This window comes from Pseudomonas sp. NPDC089396 (assembly GCF_044749545.1).
Lineage (GTDB): Bacteria > Pseudomonadota > Gammaproteobacteria > Pseudomonadales > Pseudomonadaceae > Aquipseudomonas.
In genome coordinates this window covers 259,227-277,562 of sequence record NZ_JBIVIC010000008.1, presented here as the reverse complement: position 1 = coordinate 277,562, position 18,336 = coordinate 259,227, and the positions used below count along the sequence as shown (strand labels likewise).

16 protein-coding genes are annotated in these 18,336 nt (G+C 63.9%); 1 reads left to right on the top strand and 15 read right to left on the bottom strand.

Translation table 11 applies throughout. From position 1 onward, the window contains the following. The first annotated feature begins 85 nt into the window (after positions 1–85). Positions 86–2,845 (top strand): dermonecrotic toxin domain-containing protein, encoded by a 2,760-nt coding sequence (locus tag ACIPZB_RS17505; protein ID WP_400641818.1) that lies wholly within the window; start codon positions 86–88, stop codon positions 2,843–2,845. 36 nt (positions 2,846–2,881) lie between these two features. Here the strand turns inward: ACIPZB_RS17505 and ACIPZB_RS17500 are convergent, their stop codons facing one another. The 15 genes from ACIPZB_RS17500 to flhB form a co-directional block, all read right to left on the bottom strand. Continuing rightward, the gene (locus ACIPZB_RS17500) at positions 2,882–3,277 is read right to left on the bottom strand and encodes a DUF2802 domain-containing protein (RefSeq protein WP_400641817.1); all 396 of its coding nucleotides are present in this window, start codon (positions 3,275–3,277) and stop codon (positions 2,882–2,884) included. 1 nt (position 3,278) lies between these two features. Continuing rightward, a complete protein-coding gene (locus tag ACIPZB_RS17495; RefSeq protein ID WP_008096258.1) occupies positions 3,279–3,758 on the bottom strand; it encodes a chemotaxis protein CheW in 480 nt (159 codons plus the stop codon). A gap of 42 nt (positions 3,759–3,800) precedes the next feature. Next, positions 3,801–4,664, bottom strand: a complete 864-nt coding sequence (locus ACIPZB_RS17490; RefSeq protein ID WP_400641816.1) for a chemotaxis protein CheW — start codon at positions 4,662–4,664, stop codon at positions 3,801–3,803. Beyond that, complete coding sequence (locus tag ACIPZB_RS17485; RefSeq protein ID WP_008096256.1) at positions 4,661–5,452, bottom strand: ParA family protein; 792 nt, start codon at positions 5,450–5,452, stop codon at positions 4,661–4,663. The genes ACIPZB_RS17490 and ACIPZB_RS17485 overlap by 4 nt, the downstream gene beginning before the upstream one ends. Positions 5,453–5,602: 150 nt before the next feature. Beyond that, on the bottom strand, positions 5,603–6,460 hold the full coding sequence (gene motD / locus ACIPZB_RS17480; RefSeq protein ID WP_400641815.1) for a flagellar motor protein MotD: 858 nt from the start codon (positions 6,458–6,460) through the stop codon (positions 5,603–5,605). Between the two features lie 3 nt (positions 6,461–6,463). Then, complete coding sequence (locus ACIPZB_RS17475; RefSeq protein WP_008096251.1) at positions 6,464–7,204, bottom strand: flagellar motor protein; 741 nt, start codon at positions 7,202–7,204, stop codon at positions 6,464–6,466. Next, entirely contained in the window at positions 7,204–8,325 is a 1,122-nt protein-coding gene (locus ACIPZB_RS17470) for a chemotaxis response regulator protein-glutamate methylesterase (RefSeq protein WP_400641814.1), read from the bottom strand. The genes ACIPZB_RS17475 and ACIPZB_RS17470 overlap by 1 nt, the downstream gene beginning before the upstream one ends. A gap of 47 nt (positions 8,326–8,372) precedes the next feature. Beyond that, positions 8,373–10,586, bottom strand: a complete 2,214-nt coding sequence (locus tag ACIPZB_RS17465) for a chemotaxis protein CheA (RefSeq protein WP_400641813.1) — start codon at positions 10,584–10,586, stop codon at positions 8,373–8,375. Positions 10,587–10,598: 12 nt separating this feature from the next. Next, positions 10,599–11,387: a protein phosphatase CheZ gene (locus ACIPZB_RS17460; protein ID WP_008093264.1), complete on the bottom strand. Its 789-nt coding sequence runs from the start codon at positions 11,385–11,387 to the stop codon at positions 10,599–10,601. A gap of 18 nt (positions 11,388–11,405) precedes the next feature. Further along, positions 11,406–11,780, bottom strand: a complete 375-nt coding sequence (locus ACIPZB_RS17455) for a chemotaxis response regulator CheY (RefSeq protein WP_085988521.1) — start codon at positions 11,778–11,780, stop codon at positions 11,406–11,408. A 118-nt stretch (positions 11,781–11,898) separates the two neighbouring features. After that, positions 11,899–12,639, bottom strand: a complete 741-nt coding sequence (gene fliA, locus ACIPZB_RS17450) for an RNA polymerase sigma factor FliA (RefSeq protein WP_008093268.1) — start codon at positions 12,637–12,639, stop codon at positions 11,899–11,901. Then, a complete protein-coding gene (gene fleN / locus ACIPZB_RS17445) occupies positions 12,636–13,469 on the bottom strand; it encodes a flagellar synthesis regulator FleN (RefSeq protein WP_008093270.1) in 834 nt (277 codons plus the stop codon). The genes fliA and fleN overlap by 4 nt, the downstream gene beginning before the upstream one ends. Before the next feature lie 96 nt (positions 13,470–13,565). Further along, on the bottom strand, positions 13,566–14,873 hold the full coding sequence (flhF, locus tag ACIPZB_RS17440; RefSeq protein WP_400641812.1) for a flagellar biosynthesis protein FlhF: 1,308 nt from the start codon (positions 14,871–14,873) through the stop codon (positions 13,566–13,568). Between the two features lie 11 nt (positions 14,874–14,884). Next, entirely contained in the window at positions 14,885–17,014 is a 2,130-nt protein-coding gene (gene flhA, locus ACIPZB_RS17435; protein WP_400641811.1) for a flagellar biosynthesis protein FlhA, read from the bottom strand. A 178-nt stretch (positions 17,015–17,192) separates the two neighbouring features. Continuing rightward, positions 17,193–18,335, bottom strand: a complete 1,143-nt coding sequence (gene flhB / locus ACIPZB_RS17430; RefSeq protein ID WP_400641810.1) for a flagellar biosynthesis protein FlhB — start codon at positions 18,333–18,335, stop codon at positions 17,193–17,195. Between the last annotated feature and the right edge of the window lies 1 nt (position 18,336).

Sequence of the window (18,336 nt, the reverse complement as noted above, 5' to 3'; positions counted from 1 at the left end):
CCTGCGATGGGGCAGTAGTAAGTACCGCTGCGCCACCATCGCCTCGTGAAAACCTTGCGCCTCACTCCTCAAACAGGTGCCCCCCATGACAACCACCTACGTGAACGCCGCAGGCGTGCAGTTTGTACGCGACCTGCTTGCCCATATCCCCAGGCCCGACCTCGAAGCCGCCCGTTGCATCGGCGAATGGGCCCGCAACATGGGACTGGAGCTGGACCCGCTGCAGACTGACGTGGTCACCCTGCATTACCGCGGCAAGATGGCCGTCGTCGCCAGCCGCATGTCGCTGACGCAGGCCTTGCTCACGGACTGGCAGGGCGAATCGGGCAATAACCTGATCGGCAGCTTGATCGGTGCGCCTTGGGCCTCGACCCCACCATGGGCCGACACTTTCATACAGAAGATGCGAATCGTCGAAACCCTGCCGCCGCTCGGCCCACTGCACAACGGCGCAGCGTACTCGGTATTCAACGGCCTGTTCCGCCGCGCCGATCCACCCACCTACGGCCATGGCACCTACCTGAATGTGCCTGCCGAGGACTTGCAGCGCTTCATCTGGAACCTCGATTTCCACAGCCACTTCAAAGCCACGCTGGACAGCTACTGGACCGATCACCTGGCGAACCACCGCCTGGCAGCCAAGATCGCCTTCATCGCCGCCTGCAACAAGCAGGTCAGCCAGGGTTCGCTCGGCGAGGCCGGACGTGAGCTGGCCTGGCAGGCCGCAGGGTTGTCCAAGCGCTCGGCGGGTCTGAAGATCCGGCCGCTGAACATCTACGGCTACGTTGCAACCGATGTGCTGTGCATTGCCGATCAGGCCGTGCCCGGCATGCTGCTGTACATTCCAGGCAATGCCTCCCCCCTGCACATGTTCCCGAGCATGGAGGCGATGAAGGATTGGGTGGCGCTGCAGTGCCGCAGCGATGACACGCGCAAGGCCCTGCGCAGCCATTTCCGCCTCGCCGACACCCCAGACGGCCTGGATTTCAGCGGCCTGGACACGGCCCTCGACGGCTTGGCGGCCTACCCGGGTATCCACCACCTCTCGCCCAACCGCCCTGGCTTCACGACCGATGGCCGCTGGGCGCCGCACGACTACGTGAACTACCGCGCCAGCACCTATAGCGCTGCCATCGAAGGTGACATTTTCCAGGCCTTGAGCGAATTCCAGCGCCAACGCAGCCTGGACGATGCCGACTTCATCATCACCAGCAACAGTGACGTGACCAAGGCCAAGTGGCGTGGCTACCTGACCACCACCCTCAATCTGCTTGCGCCTCTGGCGCTGCTGGTGCCGGAACTGGCACCCCTGTTCGCGCTGGGCGGCGTCGCCCAGTTCGGGCTCGGGGTCGACCAGGCCATCAATGGCAAGTCACTGGATGCCAAGGCCGACGCGGTTGGCTACGTCGAGTTCGGCCTGCTCAACGCCTTGCCCATGGCAGCGGCCGCAGGCCTGAAGGCGACCGAGCTGTTCAGCATCAAACGCGACGGTTTCGTCTTCCCCACCTGGGTCAACGAACGCTGGGGATACCCGCTGAGCCCGGTTTCACCGCCACACCTTCCCGAACTGGATGTCGCGGACTACTTCGTCATCAACGACGCCATCGCCCCCCTGCCCGGCGGCGATCCTGCCGTGGCCGAGTCGGTGATACGTCAACCGCTGTACAACGGTGAACTGGACGAACTTCAAGCCTCCAGTGGCGGGTATGGCTTCAATGTGATGTATGACATGGAGCGTGACGCGTTCATCGCCGACATTGACGCCAACGCCGTGATGCCAACCTTCTACATTGCCAAGGACGGCAACATGGACCTCACGTCTGTCGATGCCATGACGCGCTCGGTCACTGACGCCATGCGCATGAGAACCCTGCGCTCGCTAGGCGTCGATCTACCCTTGCCGGTCGAGCTACCCACGCTGGAGACCGAACGGGTGCAAGCGATCCCCAAGCGCATCTCCTCGATCTGGGTGGGCAACAAGGTGATCGACGCCAAGTTGCTCGATAATTTGGCAGCAAACGCACAAAGGCTGGCCGGTAGCGAATACCGCTACCGGCTGTTCCTGTCCAATGCGTCGCCCGTGGCGTTCGCCGAGAACACCCGATTGCTGGCCGAACAGGCATCAGGCGTGGAAGTGCTCACGCTTGAGGAGCATGCGTTCTATGCATCGTTCAAGGAAAGCCCGTACTTCACCCAATACCAGCATGCAATCGACGGCAATGGTGGCGTCGCCAGCAACTTCTCGTCAGCCTCGGATGTGTTGCGCTACCCGTTGCTGGACCACGAAGGCGGGCTGTACATGGACATCGACGATACGCTCCTGGGCGCTCACGAAGACCCGCTGCGTAATCCGCAGCAACCCGCACCTCAGGACATGGCGGCCATCGACAACCTGACACTGGCCACCACACCGGAGGGCCTGTTGCTGCCACCGCCCATGAGCAACCAGAAACTGACGATGAACTGGGAATACAACAGCAGCCTGATCGGCAGCCACCCCGGCAACCCTACGCTGCGAGCGATCTCGGATGAAATGCACGCCCGCTATCTGGCAGAGCCTGATTTCTATGATAGTCGGCCAGACATTGCCAGCGATTCGCGCGGATTCTATCTGTATGCCGCGCGACTGAACCGGATGACCGGCCCGCGCTTGCTCACCGATGTCGTGGACCGGCAGCTGCCGGGGTTGGGTACATTGCGGCAGATATTCAACCTGTATGCGATGCAACTGCTCAACGCCGATCTGTTCATTCCCAGGCAGTCTTTCAGCCAGTCCTGGAGCGCGCACCTGCCGTTGAACCGCATCGCCAGAACCGGTGGCAATCACTCCTGGACCCACACCTGAAGCACAGCCCGGGCCGCCAAGCGGCCCGGACTGCTGTCACTCGCTGCGGTGCAACTTGCTCATCAGCTCCGCCTCGGCTCGGGTCAGCCCACAGGTTTCGCTCAGCTCCGCCACGCTTGCACCCATGCCCACCAGCCGGGCGGCCTGGGTGAAGGTGACATTGCTCGGATCGCGCTGCTCCAGCCGTTCCAGGCGGTCAGGCAGGGTCGCCAGCGTCGTGCGCAGCTCATGGATGGCCTCGCCCATGCGCACCGCGCCGTTCTGGTAATCCTCCAGGCTTTTTGCCAGGTCCTTGATGCGCTGGTCACGCAGCGCATCACCGATCGCCTGCTGGGCAGCCAATTCTCGTTGGCGCTTGCTGTAGTTGAGGAAGAACCACAGGCTCAGCGCCCACAGCAGCGCCAGTAAGATGACAGCAACCTCGAAAATCAACTCAGATGTTCTCCAGCTCGGACCACTCTTCCTCGGTCATCATCTTGTCCAGCTCGACCAGGATCAGCAGCTCGCCGTTCTTGTTGCACACGCCCTGGATGAACTTGGCCGACTCATCGTTGCCGACGTTCGGTGCGGTTTCGATCTCAGACTGGCGCAGGTAGACCACCTCGGCCACGCTGTCGACCAGGATGCCAACCACCTGCTTGTCCGCCTCGATGATGACGATACGGGTGTTGTCGGTCACATCCGAAGGCATCAGGCCAAAGCGCTGGCGGGTGTCGATCACCGTCACCACATTGCCGCGCAGGTTGATGATGCCCAGCACGTAGCTTGGCGCGCCCGGCACCGGGGCGATCTCGGTGTAGCGCAGTACTTCCTGCACCTGCATGACGTTGATGCCGTAGGACTCGTTGTCCAGACGGAAGGTTACCCATTGCAGGATCGGATCTTCGGAACCTTGTGCAGACGACTTTTTCATTCCCCTAGCCCTCAAATGCCGCCATTGGCGGTGTGTTCGCAGTTATTGGTGTTTGCGCATCTGCTTGACCGCGCCGCTGGCGATCAGCTCGGCCAGTTCGGCAACGTCCAGCAGTGCACACATGTGTTCGATGACCGTGCCGGCCAGCCACGGGCGCTGGCCACGCTGGCTGCGCCATTTGATCTCCGACGGGTCCAGACGCAGCGAGCGGCTGACCTGGTGCACGGCCAGCCCCCATTCGTAGCCCTGCACCGAAATCACGTAGTTCAGGCCCTGGCGGAAGTCGTCGCGGTAGCGGTCGGGCATGACCCAGCGCGCGGTGTCCAGTACCTTGAGGTTGCCCGCCTGGCAGGTCAGGATGCCGAGAAACCAGTCCGGCTGGCCGAACAACGGCGTCAGTTCCTGCCCCTCCAGGCTGTAGATCGAGCCCAGGCACACCAGCGGCACCGCCAGGGTCAACCCGGCGACGTCGAACAGCAGGCACTCGAAGGGCTCGCTGGCCCAGGCCGGGCGACCCTCCACCGTGGCGGGCGGCGAGGGTACGTCCGCCGCCGGCAGGTGGACTTCGACCAGGGGTGCGACCGGCTCTGGCACTTGCACCTCGGTCAGTACCGGGATGCTGGCTTCGGCCACCACCTGGGCCTCGACCACGGCCACCACCGGCTCTTCGATCGGCAGTACAGTCGGCAATACCCTCACCTGTGGCTCGGCGAAAGGCTTGGGCGCAATGCTCGCCACAGGTGCCGACGGCTGGGCGTCACGGGCCTGCTCCTCGCGCACGGCGGCGGCGAATTCGTCGCCCGGCGGCAGCTCAAGCACATCGTCGGCTTCGGTGGCCTCCTGCAGCAGGCCGTCCAGGTAAGACTGCAAGGCCATCTGTGGCCGGGTGCCGCTCTTCAAGGTCATGACACCACCTGCACTGCGCTCTTGTAGGTAAGCAGGTGCTTGAGCAGCGCCCGGTAGGCAATCACGCCACGGCTCTTGCCATCGAACTGCGACGGCGTGAGGCCGTTGCGGCTGGCATCGCGCAGGCGCGTATCGACCGGGATATAGCCCTGCCAAACCTGCTGCTCATAGGCATCGCGCAGCACCTTGAGCGTGCCCAGGGAGGCCTGGGTACGGCGATCGAACAAGGTCGGCACGATTTGATAAGGCAAGGCCTGCTTGCGCGAGCGGTTGATCATGGCCAGGGTGCCGATCATGCGTTCCAGGCCCTTGACCGCCAGGAACTCGGTCTGAACAGGGATCACCAACTGCTGGCTGGCCGCCAGGGCATTGACCATCAGCACGCCGAGCAGCGGCGGGCTGTCGATCAAGGCGAAGTCGAAATCCTGCCACAGCTGCGCCAGACTCTTGGCGATCACCAGGCCCAGGCCACTCTGCCCCGGCGACTGGCGCTCCAGCACCGCCAGTGCGGTGCTCGACGGCAGCAGCGAGATACGTTCGTCGCTGGTGGGCAGCAACAGCTGCCCGGGCAAGCCCTGCGGCACCTGCCCCTTGTGCAGGAACAGGTCATAGCAGCTGTGCTCCAGGGTATCGGGGTTGTGCCCGAAGTAGCTGGTCATCGAGCCATGCGGGTCGAGGTCGACGACGACCACGCGCTTGCCCGCCTCGGCCAGCAAACCGGCCAGGGCGATGGTGGTGGTGGTCTTGCCGACCCCGCCTTTTTGATTGGCTACTGCCCAGACTCTCATAAGGACAACTCTTGACTCATTGATGTCGCCGAAACCCTGTGGGCGCCGGCTTGCCGGCGATCACCGGCACTGGCGGTGCCACACACCGCGCTGCCTGCATCGCCGGCAAGCCGGCTCCCACAGGGTGTTCGGTGACGGAGAATTGACGGCTCACGGCGCCGTCGTCGTTGCTGGCGTTGCCGGTGCACTTTGTGTGCCAGCACGTCGCAGGGCGGCGTCCGGGCTGGCGTTGGCACTGCCGGTTGCGGTCAGGCTGCGGCGCACTTCAAGGTTGCGTGAAATCACCAGCACCACACGACGGTTACGGGCGCGGCCTTCGGCGGTGTCGTTGCCGGCCACCGGCTGATACTCGCCATAGCCCACCGAGGCCATGCGCGCCGGGCTCACTCCGTTCATGGCCAGCAGGCGGACGATGCTCGCCGCACGCGCCGACGACAGCTCCCAGTTGGTCGGGTACTGCGCCGTGCGAATCGGCAGGTTGTCGGTGAAGCCTTCGACGTGCACCGGGTTGGCGAACGGCTTGAGGATGTTCGCCACCTTCTCGATGATGGCGAACGCCTTGTCGCTGGGCATGGCGTCGCCGCTGCCGAACAGCAACGATGAGTTGAGTTCGATCTCGACCCACAGCTCGTTGCCACGCACGGTCATCTGGTCGGACTTGATCAAGTCGCCAAAAGCGTCGCGCACGTCGTCGCTGATGGACTTGAGCGGGTCGACGCTGGTTTGCGAAAGGCCCGCGTCGGTCTGCTCGCTGTCCTTGATCAGCGGGTCGGCCGGTTTGACGCTGAGCGGCTGCTCATCGCCGATGGGGATCGGCTTCATGCTCCGCTCGGGGTCGTTGAACACCCCCAGCAGCGCTTGCGAGATGACCTTGTACTTGCCCTCGTTGATCGAGGAAATCGAGTACATGACCACGAAGAAGGCGAACAGCAAGGTGATGAAGTCGGCATACGACACCAGCCAGCGCTCATGATTCTCGTGTTCCTCGGTGTGACGACGGCGACGCATGGGTTACTCCATGAAGCCTTGCAGCTTCAGCTCGATCGAGCGCGGGTTCTCGCCTTCGGCAATCGACAGCAGGCCTTCGAGGAGCATTTCTCGGTAGCGCGACTGGCGCAGCACGATGGCCTTGAGCTTGTTGGCGATCGGCAGCAGGATCAGGTTGGCACTTGCCACGCCGTAGATGGTGGCGACGAAGGCCACGGCGATGCCGTTGCCCAGCTGCGACGGGTCGGCCAGGTTGCCCATCACATGGATCAGGCCCATCACCGCGCCGATGATGCCGATGGTCGGCGCATAGCCGCCCATGCTCTCGAACACCTTGGCGGCCTGGATATCGCGGCCTTCCTGGGTCAGGAAGTCGACTTCGAGGATGCTGCGGATCGACTCGGGCTCGGCGCCATCGACCAGCAGTTGCAGGCCCTTGCGCGCATACGGGTCAGGCTCGGCATCGGCCACGCCTTCAAGGCCCAGAAGGCCTTCCTTGCGCGCCGTCAAGCTCCAGTTCACCACCCGGTCGATACCACCGGCCAGGTCTACCCGAGGCGGGAAGATGATCCAGCGCAGAATCTGCAGGGCGCGCTTGAACGACGACAGCGGCGCCTGCAGCAAGGCTGCCGCCAGGGTGCCGCCGAGCACGATCAGTGCCGCCGGGCCATTGAGCAGTGCACCGACGTGGCCACCTTCGAGGAAATTGCCGCCGACGATGGCGACGAAGGCCAGGATCAGGCCAATCAGGCTAAGGACATCCATCAGACACAGGCCTCTACCAGGTGCTTGCCGATTTCGTCCAGGCTGTACACCGCATCGGCCAGGTTGGCCTTGACGATGGCCATGGGCATGCCATAGATCACGCAGCTGGCTTCATCCTGGGCCCACACGGTGCTGCCGCCCTGCTTGAGCAGGCGCGCGCCTTCACGGCCATCGGCGCCCATGCCGGTGAGCACCACCGAGAGCACCTTGTCGCCATACGACTTGGCCGCCGAACCGAAGGTGATGTCCACACAGGGCTTGTAGTTGAGGCGCTCGTCACCGGGCAGGATCTTCACCGAGCCGCGGCCGTCGATCATCATCTGCTTGCCACCGGGGGCCAGCAGCGCCAGGCCTGGGCGCAGCACATCGCCGTCCTCGGCTTCCTTGACGTTGATCCTGCACAGCTTGTCGAGGCGCTCGGCGAAGGCCTTGGTGAAGGCCGCCGGCATGTGCTGGATCAGCACGATCGGTGCCGGGAAGTTGGCCGGCAGCTGGGTCAGCACCCGCTGCAGGGCCACCGGGCCGCCCGTGGAGGTGCCGATGGCCACCAGTTTGTAGGGCTTGCGCTTGGGGGCTGGCGCGTGCGTCGGCGCCGCTGTCGCCGCACGCGCAGGCAACGGCGCGCGCACAGGTGCCGGGCTGGCCAGGCTGCTGGCCGGTGCAGGGGCGGCAGGTGCTGGCGGGGCGACCGGTGCGGGGCTTGCATAGCTGCCAAAGCGGCGGTTGCTGCGCGAAAGGGTGTGCACCTTCTCGCACAGCAGCTGCTTGACCTTGTCCGGGTTGCGCGAGATGTCCTCGAAGTTCTTCGGCAGGTAATCCACCGCACCGGCATCCAGCGCGTCGAGGGTGACCCGGGCCCCTTCGTGGGTCAGGGAAGAGAACATCAGTACGGGCGTCGGGCAGCGCTGCATGATGTGCCGCACCGCGGTGATGCCATCCATCATGGGCATTTCGTAGTCCATGGTGATGACATCGGGCTTGAGCGCCAGTGCCTGGTCGATCGCTTCCCTGCCGTTGGTCGCGGTGCCCACGACCTGGATCGTCGGATCCGCCGAGAGGATTTCCGAGACGCGGCGGCGGAAGAAACCGGAATCATCCACCACCAGGACCTTGACTGCCATAAACACTCCATTAGGCAGCGCAGCCCGCCAGGGTGCGCCACCGAAAATCAAATACGCCGTGCCGCGTAACGCTTGAGCATGCTCGGCACGTCGAGGATCAGCGCGATGCGACCGTCGCCGGTGATGGTGGCGCCGGACATGCCCGGGGTGCCCTGCAGCATCTTGCCCAGCGGCTTGATCACCACCTCTTCCTGGCCCACCAGCTGGTCGACCACGAAGCCGATGCGCTGGGTGCCCACCGACAGGATCACCACATGCCCCTCGCGCTGCTCTTCGTGCACCTGGCCCTGGACCAGCCAGCGCTTGAGGTAGAACAGCGGCAGCGCCTTGTCGCGCACGATCACCACTTCCTGGCCATCGACCACGTTGGTGCGCGACAGGTCGAGGTGGAAGATCTCGTTGACGTTGACCAGCGGGAAGGCAAACGCCTGGTTGCCCAGCATCACCATCAGGGTCGGCATGATCGCCAGGGTCAGCGGCACCTTGATGACGATCTTCGAACCCTGGCCTTTGGCCGAGAAGATGTTGATCGAACCGTTGAGCTGAGCAATCTTGGTCTTGACCACGTCCATGCCGACGCCACGGCCGGACACGTCGGAGATTTCGGTCTTGGTCGAGAAGCCCGGGGCGAAGATCAGGTTGTAGCAGTCCGACTCGCTCAGGCGCTCGGCGGCGTCCTTGTCCATCAGGCCTTTTTCCACCGCCTTGGCACGCAGGATGTTGGGGTCCATGCCCTTGCCGTCATCGGAGATCGACAGCAGGATGTGGTCGCCTTCCTGCTCGGCCGACAGCACCACGCGGCCGGTGCGGGCCTTGCCGGCGGCTTCGCGCTCATCGGGCATTTCCACGCCGTGGTCGACGGCGTTGCGCACCAGGTGCACCAACGGGTCGGCCAAGGCCTCGACCAGGTTCTTGTCGAGGTCGGTCTCTTCGCCGACCAGCTCCAGGTTGATCTCTTTCTTGAGCTGGCGGGCCAGGTCGCGGACCAGGCGCGGGAAGCGGCCGAAGACTTTCTTGATTGGCTGCATGCGGGTCTTCATCACCGCGGTCTGCAGGTCGGCGGTGACCACGTCGAGGTTGGACACCGCCTTGGACATGGCTTCATCGCCGCTGTTCAGGCCCAGGCGTACCAGGCGGTTACGCACCAGCACCAGCTCGCCGACCATGTTCATGATCTCGTCCAGGCGCGCGGTATCGACGCGTACTGTGGTTTCCGCTTCGCTGACCGCGTGCTTTTCGGCAGCAGGCGCAGCCGGACGGGGCGCTGCGGCCGGTTTGGCAGCGGCCGCAGGGGCAGCAGGCGCCGGAACCGGCTTGGCCACGGGCTGGCTTTCGGCCTTGGCAGCGACCGGTGCGGCAAGCGCGGCAGGCGCCTCGGCCGCAACACTGTCACCGGAGAACTTGCCCTTGCCATGCAACTGGTCGAGCAGCGCTTCGAACTCGTGGTCGCTGATCTCGTCGCTGCTGGCCGGGGTTTCGCTGGCCACCGGCGCGACGCCAGGCAGCGCATCGGCCTGGAAGGTGCCCTTGCCGTGCAGCTGATCGAGCAGCGACTCGAATTCCTCGTCGGTGATCTCGTCGCTCACCGGCGCACTGGCGGTGGCAACCTGCGGCTCGGCAGCGGCGACTTCGGGCGAGAACTGGCCCTTGCCGTGCAACTGGTCGAGCAGCGATTCGAACTCGGCGTCGGTGATTTCGTCGCCCGAGCCACTGAGGGCCTCGCCTTGCAACTGCTCGGCGGCAGCCTCGGCCTCGGCCTTGACCGCGTCGAGCGAGTCGAGCAGCTGCTCGAACTCACTGTCGGTGATGTCCACCTCGGCAACGGGCGCCTCGACCACCGGCGCGGCCACCGCCGCTGGCGCTTCGGCGCCGGCCGGCTCGGCCAGCCGCGACAGGGCCGCCAGCAACGCTGGCGTGGCCGGGGTCACGTCACTGCGCTCGCGCACCTGGCCGAACATGCTGTTGACCGTATCCAGGGCCTCGAGCACCACATCCATCAGTTCCGCGTCGACCCGGCGCTCACCTTTGCGCAAGATGTCGAACACGTTCTCGGCGATATGGCAGCACTCCACCAGCTCATTGAGCTGAAGGAAGCCGGCGCCCCCTTTTACAGTGTGGAAACCGCGAAAGATCGCATTGAGCAGGTCGGCATCGTCGGGCCGGCTTTCCAGCTCGACCAGTTGCTCGGACAGTTGCTCAAGAATTTCGCCGGCTTCTACCAGGAAATCCTGGAGGATTTCTTCATCGGCGCCGAAGCTCATCAAACGTGCTCCTTAAAAACCCAGGCTGGACAGCAGATCATCGACATCGTCCTGACCGGACACGACGTCTTCACGCTTATCGGCATGAATCTGCGGACCTTCACCCCGAGTCGGATGTTTTTCTTGATCTTTTTCAGCGCGCAGCTGCTGGTGGTCATGTTCGATGCCGGCAAAACGGTCGACTTGACTGGCCATCAGCACGAGCTTGAGCAGATTGCTTTCGACTTCGGTCACCAGCGCGGTCACGCGCTTGATCACCTGGCCGGTCAGGTCTTGGTAGTCCTGGGCCAGCAGAATGTCGTTGAGGTAGCCGGAGACCTTGCGGTTGCCCTCGGCGCTGTGCGTCAGGAAACTGTCGACGCGCTTGACCAGCTCGCGGAATTCCGGCGCGGCGACTTCGCGACGCATGAATCGCTGCCAATCCACGCTCAGGCCCTGCGCCTCAGCCGCCAGGTCATTGAGCACGGGCGTGCTCTGTTCCACCAGGTCCATGGTGCGGTTGGCGGCACCTTCGGTGAGTTTGACCACGTAGGACAGGCGCTCGGTGGCGTCGGTGATCTGCGAGACCTCCTCGGCCTGCGGCATGCTCGGGTCGATCTGGAAGCTGACGATCGCGCTGTGCAGCTCACGGGTAAGCTTGCCGACCTCCTGATACAGGCCACGGTCGCGGGTCTGGTTGAGCTGATGAATCAGCTGCACCGCCTCGCCGAAACGCCCCCGCTCCAGGCTTTCGACCAACTCCTGGGCATGCTTCTTCAGGGTCGATTCGAACTCCCCCAAAGATGTTTGTGTTGATTCCATGGCGCCCCCTGACGTGACTCAGCCGTTGACGCGTTCGAAGATCTTCTCGATCTTTTCTTTGAGCACCTGGGCGGTGAACGGCTTGACCACGTATCCATTGACGCCGGCCTGGGCCGCTTCGATGATCTGGTCGCGCTTGGCTTCGGCGGTCACCATCAGCACCGGCATACCCTTCAGGCGCTCGTGGGCGCGCACCTTGCGCAGCAGGTCGATGCCGGACATGCCAGGCATGTTCCAGTCGGTCACCAGGAAGTCGTAATGGCCGTTCTCGAGCATCGGCAGCGCCGTGGTGCCGTCGTCGGCCTCGTCGGTGTTGGTGAAGCCAAGGTCACGCAACAGATTCTTGATGATCCGCCGCATCGTCGAAAAATCGTCAACGATGAGGATTTTCATGTCTTTGTTCAATTAGACCTCCAAGCAGTCTCAAACGCGCTCGGCCCCGAGCGCGCATTCAATCAATTCGGTGCAACATGGAAAACGCACGTGGAAAACGACTGCAACGACCCCAGGCTCAGCGAGCCCGCCATTCTCCCAGGCGGCTGCGCAGGCGCGCGGCACACTGGCTGTGCAGCTGGCTGACACGCGATTCGCTGACCCCCAGCACCTCACCGATTTCCTTGAGGTTCAGCTCTTCGTCGTAGTACAGCGCCAGCACCAGCCGCTCACGCTCCGGCAAGTTGGCGATGGCATCGGTCAGGGCGACCTGGAAGCGCTCGTCTTCCAGGTCGCGCGATGGCTCGACCTGACCACTGGCGCCGTCCTCGTGCAGCCCTTCGTGCTCGCCGTCCTGCAACAGGTCGTCGAAACTGAACAGGCGGCTGCCCAGGGTATCGTTCAAGATCCCGTAGTAATCATCGAGACTCAATTGGAGTTCGGCAGCAACTTCATGATCTTTAGCGTCGCGGCCGGTTCTGGCTTCAACGGCGCGCATCGCGTCGCTGACCATGCGGGTGTTGCGGTGCACCGAACGCGGCGCCCAATCGCCCTTGCGCACCTCGTCGAGCATGGCGCCGCGGATGCGGATACCGGCGTAGGTTTCGAAGCTGGCGCCCTTGCTGGCGTCGTACTTGTTGGCGACTTCCAGCAGGCCGATCATGCCGGCCTGGATCAGATCTTCGACCTGCACATTGGCAGGCAGGCGCGCCAGCAGGTGATAGGCAATGCGCTTGACCAACGGGGCGTAGCGTTCGATCAATTCGTACTGGGCGTCCTTGGACGCCTTGCTGTACATCTTGAAACCGCTCGCGTTCATAGCACCGGCCCTGCACTGGTGGGTTGCACCAGGCGCTCGACGAAGAACTCCAGGTGACCGCGCGGGTTGGCCGGCAGCGGCCAGCTGTCGACCTTCTGGGCGATAGCCTTGAAGGCCAGCGCACACTTGGAGCGCGGGAAGGCTTCATACACGGCCCGCTGCTTCTGCACCGCCTTGCGCACGCACTCGTCGTAAGGCACGGCGCCCACGTATTGCAGGGCGACGTCGAGGAAACGGTCGGTGACCTTGGTCAGCTTGGCGAACAGGTTGCGCCCTTCCTGCGGGCTCTGCGCCATGTTGGCCAGCACGCGGAAACGGTTCATCCCGTAGTCGCGGTTGAGCAGTTTGATCAGCGCGTAGGCGTCGGTGATGGAGGTCGGTTCGTCGCAGACCACCAGCAACACTTCCTGGGCGGCGCGAACGAAACTGACTACCGACTCACCAATACCGGCGGCGGTGTCGATCACCAGCACGTCGAGGTTGTCGCCAATCTCGCTGAACGCCTGGATCAGCCCGGCATGCTGGGCTGGCGCCAGGTGCACCATGCTCTGGGTGCCCGAGGCCGCCGGCACGATACGCACACCGCCCGGCCCCTGCAGCAGCACGTCGCGCAGCTCGCAGCGGCCTTCGATCACGTCGGCCAAAGTGCGTTTCGGGGTCAGGCCCAGCAACACGTCGACATTGGCCAGGCCCAGGTCGGCGTCCAGCAACATGACCCGGCGACCGAGTTCGGCCAGCGCCAGGGACAGGTTCACTGAAACGTTAGTTTTGCCGACGCCACCTTTACCACCGGTCACGGCGATCACCTGTACGGGATGCATGCTACCCATGTTTGTTGTTTACCTTGTCTCGCTTGGACCCAAGCCACACGAGGGGCATTACAGCAGCCCCTTTGGTGTAGGTATTTTGCACACGCTTCATCATCATCAACCCGCTCGTCGTGGGTTGTGATAGAGATCAGCGAACATGTCGGCCATGGCCTCTTCGCTGGGCTCGTCCTGCATCTGCACATTGACGGCGCGGGTCACCAGCTGGTGCGGGCGCGGCAAATGCAGGTCGTCAGGAATGCGCGGGCCGTCCGTCAGGTAGGCCACGGGCAGTTCATGACTGATGGCCAGGCTCAGCACATCGCCGAGGCTCGCCGTTTCATCGAGTTTGGTCAGGATGCAACCGGCCAGGCCGCAGCGCTTGTAGCTGTGGTAGGCGGCCGTCAGCACCTGCTTCTGGCTGGTGGTGGCCAGCACCAGGTAGTTCTTCGAGGCGATGCCGCGCCCGGCCAGGGTTTCCAGTTGCATGCGCAGGGCCGGGTCGCTGGCCTGCAGGCCGGCGGTATCGATCAGCACCACGCGCTTGCGCAGCAGCGGCTCCAGCGCCTGGGCCAGCGACTGGCCCGGGTCGACGTAGGTCACCGGTACATTGAGAATGCGGCCCAGGGTCTTGAGCTGCTCCTGGGCGCCGATACGGAAGCTGTCCATGCTCACCAGGGCCAGGCTCTGCGGGCCGTACTTGAGCACGTAGCGCGCCGCCAGCTTGGCCAGGGTGGTGGTCTTGCCCATGCCGGCCGGGCCCACCATGGCGATCACCCCGCCCTCCTCGATTGGCTCGACCTCGGGTACTTCGATCATCCGCGCCAGGTGTGCCAGCAGCATGCGCCAGGCATGACGCGGCTCTTCGATCTCGCCGGTGAGCTCGAGCAGTTCGCGGGCGATCGGTCCGGACAAGCCGATGCGCTGCAGACGACGCCACACGTTGGCTTGCGCCGGCTTGCTGCCCTGCAGCTGGTTCCAGGCCAGCGAACCGAGCTGCACTTCGAGCAGCTCGCGCAGGCCCGTGAGCTCCGAGCGCATGGCATCGAACAGGCGTTGGTCGACCGCTGCCGGCGCAGGCGCGGCAGCAGCGGCTGGCGCCTCCACGTGCGGCTCGATCAGAGGCTCCGAGGCAGTCAGCGACTGGCCGGCGAACAATTGGCGGTTGCCTTCGCTGGCATCTTCGCGGTTGTCCAGCTCGGCCTGGGCGGTAGCGATGCGCGTCTGAGTCTTGCGCAGCTCTTCTTCGAGCTCGACGTTGGGCACACGCGGGGCCAGCGCGGACAGCTTGTAGTCCAGCGCCGCCGTCAGTTCGACACCGCCGGCGATGCGGCGGTTACCGATGATGGCGGCATCGGCGCCCAGCTCATCACGGACCAGCTTCATGGCCTGACGCATATCGGCGGCGAAAAAACGCTTAACTTGCATAACCCACTACCTCAGCCATTGGGGCCCACGGTGGCAACGATGGTGACTTGCTTGTTGTCAGGTATTTCCTGATACGCCAGAACATGCAAATTCGGTACAGCCAGGCGACCGAAGCGCGACAGCATGGCGCGGATCGGGCCGGCGACCAGAAGGATGGCCGGCTGCCCTTGCACCTCCTGGCGCTGGGCCGCTTCGATCAACGAACGCTGCAGCTTTTCGGCCATGCTCGGTTCCAGAAGAACACCGTCTTCCTGACCTTGCCCGGCCCTTTGCAGACTATTGAGCAAAATCTGTTCCAACCTTGGCTCAAGGGTGATGACAGGCAGCTCGGACTCAACGCCGACAATGCTTTGCACGATAGCGCGACACAATCCGACGCGCACTGCCGCCACCAGCGCGGCGGTATCTTGACTCTTGCCGGCATTGTTCGCGATGGCCTCGGCAATGCTGCGAATATCACGCACCGGTACTTGCTCGGCGAGCAACGCTTGCAGGACCTTGAGCAGCCCCGACAAGGAAATGACGCCCGGCACCAACTCCTCGGCAAGTTTAGGCGAAGCTTTGGACAATACCTGCAGCAATTGCTGGACTTCCTCGTGACCGATCAGCTCGTGACAGTGCTTCTGCAGGATCTGGTTGAGGTGGGTGGCAACCACGGTGCTGGCATCGACCACGGTATAGCCCAGCGACTGCGCCTGGGCACGCTGGCCGACATCGATCCACACCGCCTCCAGGCCGAACGCAGGGTCGCGCGCAGCGATGCCATTGAGGGTGCCGAACACCTGGCCCGGATTGATCGCAAGTTCCCGGTCCGGGTAGATCTCGGCTTCGGCCAGGATCACCCCCATCAGTGTCAGGCGGTAGGCGCTCGGCTGCAGGTCGAGGTTGTCACGGATATGCACGGTGGGCATGAGGAATCCCAGGTCCTGGGACAGCTTCTTGCGCACGCCCTTGATCCGCGCCAGCAACTGGCCGCCCTGGTTGCGGTCGACCAGCGGAATCAACCGGTAGCCGACCTCCAGGCCGATCATGTCGATGGGCGTCACGTCGTCCCAGCCCAACTCTTTGGTTTCCAGGGCACGTTGCGGCGAGGGCAGCAGGTCTTGCTGGCGCTGCACCTCCTGCTGCGCCGCCAGCTTGGCCTTCTGCTGCTTCTTCCACACAAGGTATGCGCCGCCACCAGCCAGCAGGCCAAGGCTGAGGAAGGCGATGTGCGGCATCCCCGGTACCAGGCCCATGACGATCATCAGCGCGCCGGAAACAGCCAGGGCCCGGGGCGAATCGAACATCTGCCGGTTGATCAGCTTGCCCATGTCTTCGGAGCCCGAGGCACGGGTGACCATGATCGCGGCGGCGGTGGACAGCAGCAGTGATGGCAATTGCGCCACCAAACCGTCACCGATGGTCAACAGGGCATAGACCTTGCCGGCGTCGCCGAAGCTCATGCCGTGTTGCAGCATGCCGATGAGCATGCCGCCGATCAGGTTGATGAACAGGATCAGCAGGCCGGCGATGGCGTCACCACGGACGAACTTGCTGGCACCGTCCATCGAGCCATAGAACTCGGCCTCCTGGGCCACCTCGGCGCGGCGCGACTTGGCCTGGGCCTGGTCGATCAGGCCGGCGTTGAGGTCGGCGTCGATGGCCATCTGCTTGCCGGGCATGGCGTCGAGGGTGAAACGCGCGCTCACTTCGGAGATACGCCCGGCGCCCTTGGTCACCACCACGAAGTTGATGATCATGAGGATGGCGAACACCACTGCACCCACGACATAGTTGCCGCCGATGACCACTTCACCGAAGGCCTGGATCACCTTGCCCGCGGCGCCATGGCCTTCCTGGCCGTGGAGCATGACCACGCGCGTGGAAGCGACGTTCAGGGCCAGGCGCAACAGCGTGGCGACCAGCAGGATGGTGGGGAACGCGGCGAAATCCAGCGGGCGCAGGGCGTACACGCAAACCAGCAGGACCACGATCGACAGGGCGATGTTGAAGGTGAAGAACACGTCGAGCAGGAACGGCGGTATCGGCAACATCATCATTGCCAACATCACCAGCAGCAGCAGCGGCACCCCCAGGTTGCCCCGGCCGAGACCGGCCAGGTTGTGGCGGGCGTTGCTGATTAACTGAGTGCGATCCACCGCGAGTCCTCTTCATGCAAAACTTTGACGCCCAAGGGGCGCTTGGGCGTGGCTCTGCAAGAAGCCTTCCAACTTTGGGTTTTGCGCTGTCAGCGCCGGCCTTATCGCCGGCAAGCCGGCTCCCACAGGTACAGCGCTGCCCTTCCCTGTGGGAGCCGGCTTGCCGGCGATAGGGCCCTCAACTGTCGCGGCGCAGGTCCGGCGGAATCGGCAGGTCCTCCTTCAACGGCTCCGGTCGCTTGCCCTTGCCAGAACGGTACTGGCGAATCTGGAACACATAAGCCAGCACCTGCGCCACCGCCAGGTACAACCCCGCCGGGATCTCCTGTTCGACTTCGGTGGAGTAGTAGATCGCCCGCGCCAGGGCCGGCGATTCAAGAATCTGCACCTTGTGCTCCACGCCGATCTCGCGAATCTTCAAGGCGATGAAATCAGTCCCCTTGGCCAGCAGCAACGGCGCCGCCCCGCCCTTCTCCGGGTCGTACTGCAACGCCACCGCATAATGCGTCGGGTTGGTGATGATCACATCGGCCTGGGGCACCGCCGCCATCATGCGCCGCTGCGACACCTCACGCTGCAACTGGCGGATGCGCTGCTTGACCTCAGGCTTACCCTCGCTGTCCTTGTACTCGTCCTTGACCTCCTGCTTGGTCATCTTCAGCTTCTTGTGCGTCTGGTACAGCTGGAACGGCACGTCCGCCGCCGCGATCAGCAGCAGCCCCGCCGCCATCCACAGGGCGCTCCAGCCCACCACCTGGACGCTGTGGATGATCGCCTGCTCCAGCGGCTCGTTGGCAATCGCCAGCAGCGCCTGGCGGTCATTGACCAGCACCACCAGCGCCACCACCAGAATGACGATGAATTTGGCGATGGCCTTGAGCAGTTCGGTCAGGGCGTTCATCGAGAACATCCGCTTGACCCCCGACAGCGGGTTCATGCGGCTGAATTTCGGCTGCAGCAGGCTGCCAGAGAACAGAAAGCCGCCCAGGGCGATAGGGGCGACGAAGGCAATCACGAACAGCAGGATCAGCACCGGCTGCACCGCCCAGATCGCCATCTTGCCCGAGGCCAGCAAGAAGGCCCCCATGGCGCGCTCGTCAACGATCACTTCGCGGGTCAGGCTGAAGTTCAGCCGCATCATGGCCAGCAGCGTCTCGGCCAGGTGCCCGCCGAAGGCCAGCAGGCCGCCGGCACCGGCCAGGGTCACCGCCACCGTGTTCAGCTCCTTGGAGCGAGCGATCTCACCTTTCTCGCGCGCATCGCGCTTGCGCTTGTCGGTGGGTTCTTCTGTCTTGTCCTGACCGCTTTCGCTCTCCGCCATG